The organism is Streptomyces sp. SID1328 (genome assembly GCF_009865595.1).
Taxonomy (GTDB): domain Bacteria; phylum Actinomycetota; class Actinomycetes; order Streptomycetales; family Streptomycetaceae; genus Streptomyces; species Streptomyces griseoluteus.
Window position 1 is genome coordinate 1 of record NZ_WWKH01000352.1, and the last position, 3584, is coordinate 3584.

The following is a 3584-nucleotide window of genomic DNA, read 5'->3' on the forward strand; positions in this document are numbered from 1 at the left end:
ATGCGCCCCGCGACGGCGCACAGTGCCGCTTCACATGGGGCCACCGCGCACCCGCCGCCCCGGAAGCCCACGGGAGCGCGGCCGCTTGTGGGCCGCACGCCCGAATGCGCCCCGCGACGGCGCACAGTGCCGCTTCACATGGGGCCACCGCGCACCCGCCGCCCCGGAAGCCCACGGGAGCGCGGCCGCTTGTGGGCCGCACGCCCGAATGCGCCCCGCGACGGCGCACAGGGACGCTTCACATGGGCCCTCGCCGACCCCGCCGACCCCCGAATCCCACTGAGGGTGGCGGCGTTGTGGTCTCACGCCCCCACGGCGCCCTCGACCGCGAACAACTGCCGCTCCACATGGTCCAGCGCCAGCCGCAGCGCGCCCGTGGCCACCACCGCCTCGCCCAGCAGGGACAGCGCCACGGCCGGGGGCCGCAGACAGTAGCGGGCCAGTTCGCGGCGGAGGGGGTCGAGGACCCCGTCCAGGCCGGCCGCCCAGCCGCCGACCACCACCAGCTCCGGGTCGAGCGCCAGCACCAGCGCGGCCACGTCGTGCACCAGCCGCTGGATGAACCGTTCCACCGCGGCCAGCGCCGAACCGTCGCCCTCCCGCGCCAGCGCGAAGACCTCGGTGACGGCCTGCTCGTCCAGCGGCGGCAGCGGCTCGTCCGTGGTGGACAGCAGGGCCTCCGGGGTCGCCTCCCGGCCCAGCAGATGGAGCGCGCCGATCTCCCCGGCCGCCCCGCCGTGCCCCCGGTGCAGCCGGCCGCCGATCAGCGAGCCCGCGCCCGGACTCAGCCCGGCCAGCACGAACACCACGTCGTCGGTGTCCTTCGCCGCGCCCTGCCAGTGCTCGGCCACGGCGGCCACATTGGCGTCGTTCTCCACCAGCACCGGGCACCGGAAGGAGCGGCTGAGCCGCTCGCCCAGGTGGAGCCCGGTCCACTGGGGCAGCGCGGTGCCCAGGCGAACCGTTCCGTCGGCCTCCACGATGCCCGGAGTGCCGACGCCCACCGCGCGCAGCGAGCCCCGTGGGACGCCGGTGCGGCGCAGCAGCTCGGCGACCGTGCCGCGCAGCCGCTCCAGCCGCTCGTCGGCCGGCGCCTTCTCGTCGACGTCGCGGGTCTGCGTGCCGAGCACCCGCCCGTCCAGGTCGGAGACGACCGCGACCACCCGGTGCGCGCCGATCTCCAGCCCCAGCAGATGCCCCGCCTCGGCCCGGAACCGGAACCGGCGCGCGGGCCGCCCCTGACGGCGGGCGGTACCCTCCTCGGCCGCCCGCTCCACCACCAGACCCGCCTCGGCCAGGCCCTCCACGACCCCTTCGACGGTCGGCCGGGACAGCCCGGTGGCCCGGGTGATCTCCGTGAGCGTCGCGCAGTCGGTGTCGCGCAGCGCGCGCAGCACCACCGCGGAGTTGATCCTCCGCAGCAGCGAGGGATCGCCACCGGTCAACTGCCCCACGGTCCGTCCTCCCAGCTCGCGGGCGTGTGTGGGGCGGATCGTACTCGGCCCCGACCACCCCGGCGAGGGCCGGGCGGTCACCGGGGCGCGACGAAGCCCGACTCGTAGGCGGCGATCACCGCCTGGGTGCGGTCGCGCGCCCCCAACTTGGCGAGTACGGCGCTCACATGCGACTTCACCGTCTCCGCCCCGACGACCAGCCCGGCGGCGATCTCCGCGTTGGTCAGCCCGCGCGCCATCAGCCGCAGCACCTCCGCCTCGCGCTCGGTCAGCCGCGCCCCGGCCAGCGGTTCGGCGTCCGCCCGGCCCGCGCCGTACCGGGCCGCCAACTGCCGTACCGACGCCGGGAACAGCAGCGAGTCCCCCGCCGCGACCAGCCGTACCGCATGCACGATCTCCTCCGGGCGGGACCGTTTCAGCAGGAACCCGTCCGCACCCGCGCGCAGCGCCTCGTAGACGTACTCGTCGTCCTCGAAGGTGGTGACCACCAGGATCTTCGGCGGCTCGGCCACCGTGCGCAGCACCGCGCGGGTCGCCTCGATGCCGTCCAGCAGCGGCATCCGGACGTCCATCGCCACCACGTCCGGCCGCAGGCTCCGTACCAGTGGAATCACGGCGGCCCCGTCGGCCGCCTCGCCGACCACCTCGATGTCGGGCTGCGCCGCCAGCACGGCCCGCAGACCGGCACGGACCAGGGGTTCGTCGTCGACGAGGAGTACGGTGACCGGCATTCGGCCAGCGTAGATCAGTTCAGGGGAAGCTCGGCCCGCACGAGCCAGTCGCCCGCTTCCGGGCCGGTGCGGGCGCTGCCGCCGAGCAGGGCGGCCCGCTCGCGTATTCCGCGCAGGCCGCTGCCGCTCCCGGCCGTGGAATGGGCCGCCGGGAGCGGATTGCTTATCTCCAGGGCCAGTTGGCATCCCTCGGCCGTCACCCGTACCCGTACCGGCACGGCGCCCGCGTGCCGCAGGACGTTGGTCAGCGCCTCCTGGAGGATGCGGTAGCTCTCGCGCGACACCGGGCCGGGCAGGGACTCCACCGGGCCCGTGGCCCGGAAGTCGACCTCCGCGCCGGAGGCACGCGCCGACTCCAGCAGGCGGTCCGCGTCCGCCAGCGTCGGACGGGCGCTCGCCGGCCGTTCCGCCTCGCGCAGCACCCCGAGGACCCGCTCCAGGTCCTCCAGCGCGGCCCGGCCCGTCTCCTCGACGGCTCTCAGCGCCCGCCCGGTGAACTCCGGGTCCCCGGCCGCCCGCGCGGCCCCCGCCTGCACCACGGCGACGGTCAGCGCGTGACCGATCGAGTCGTGCAACTCCCGTGCGATGCGGGTGCGTTCGAGGAGCTGCTCGGTCCGCTCCTCCAGTGCGGTCAGCCGCTCGGCCGCCGAAGGCCCCAGCAGCCGGCGCGCACACCGGGTGACCAGCGCGCCAAGGCCGAGCACCACGCCGTACAGCGCGAGGAGGGGGAGCGGGGCCAGCAGGGCGTACGCCCGGTGCGGCGGGAGCCCGTCCAGGAAGGAAGGCGGCGGACCCCACGCGCACTCCGCCAGCTCGACGGTGAGGATCGGCAGCCGCACCATGGCGAACATGGCGACCGCGCCGAGCAGCATCCGAAGTTCCAGCCAGAGCAGCGTGCGCCCCCGGTCCCGCCAACTCCGCGCGGGCTCCTCGGAGATGCCGGGCTCCGCCTCGCCGGGTGTCAGCAGCAGGCGCGCCTGCACACCCTCGCCCCGCCGCACGGCCGGGATCAGCGCGAGCGGGACGAGGAACAGCGCGGGCGCCCACGGGGTGCGCGGGTCGATGAACATCCAGAACGCCACGCTCAGCATGGGCACCCACAGATGCAGCAGACGTGTGTACGTCGTCCCGCGCAGCAGCGGGCGCAGGAAGCGGACCATGCGGCCATCCTGACAGCCGCGCCCGGCGAGCGGCCTCCCCCGCGCGAGGGAGCGGGTTCCCGCTCGCGGGGGAGGTACGCGGCCGCCTGTCCGGCGAGGCTCGTGCCATGACCAGCATCGAACTCCGCGACCTCACCAAGGAGTACGGCGGCAGACGCGCCGTCGACCGCCTGACCCTCACCGTCCGCCCCGGCCGGGTGACCGGCTTCCTCGGCCCCAACGGCGCGGGCAAGTCCACC

General features: G+C 75.6%; 4 protein-coding genes. 1 reads left to right on the forward strand and 3 read right to left on the reverse strand.

The window, feature by feature from the left end; translation table 11 throughout:
* Window positions 1-302: 302 nt before the first annotated feature.
* From GT030_RS10270 to GT030_RS10280, 3 genes are all read right to left on the reverse strand, one after another.
* Entirely contained in the window at window positions 303-1454 is a 1152-nt protein-coding gene (locus GT030_RS10270) for an ROK family transcriptional regulator (RefSeq protein ID WP_086695149.1), read from the reverse strand.
* Window positions 1455-1531: 77 nt separating this feature from the next.
* Complete coding sequence (locus GT030_RS10275; RefSeq protein WP_161200829.1) at window positions 1532-2185, reverse strand: response regulator transcription factor; 654 nt, start codon at window positions 2183-2185, stop codon at window positions 1532-1534.
* Window positions 2186-2199: 14 nt separating this feature from the next.
* A complete protein-coding gene (locus GT030_RS10280) occupies window positions 2200-3345 on the reverse strand; it encodes a histidine kinase (RefSeq protein WP_161200830.1) in 1146 nt (381 codons plus the stop codon).
* 107 nt (window positions 3346-3452) lie between these two features.
* On the opposite strand from GT030_RS10280, the gene GT030_RS10285 reads away from it, so the two are divergent.
* A partial coding sequence (locus GT030_RS10285) for an ATP-binding cassette domain-containing protein (protein WP_161200831.1) occupies window positions 3453-3584 on the forward strand: 132 nt, incomplete at its 3' end.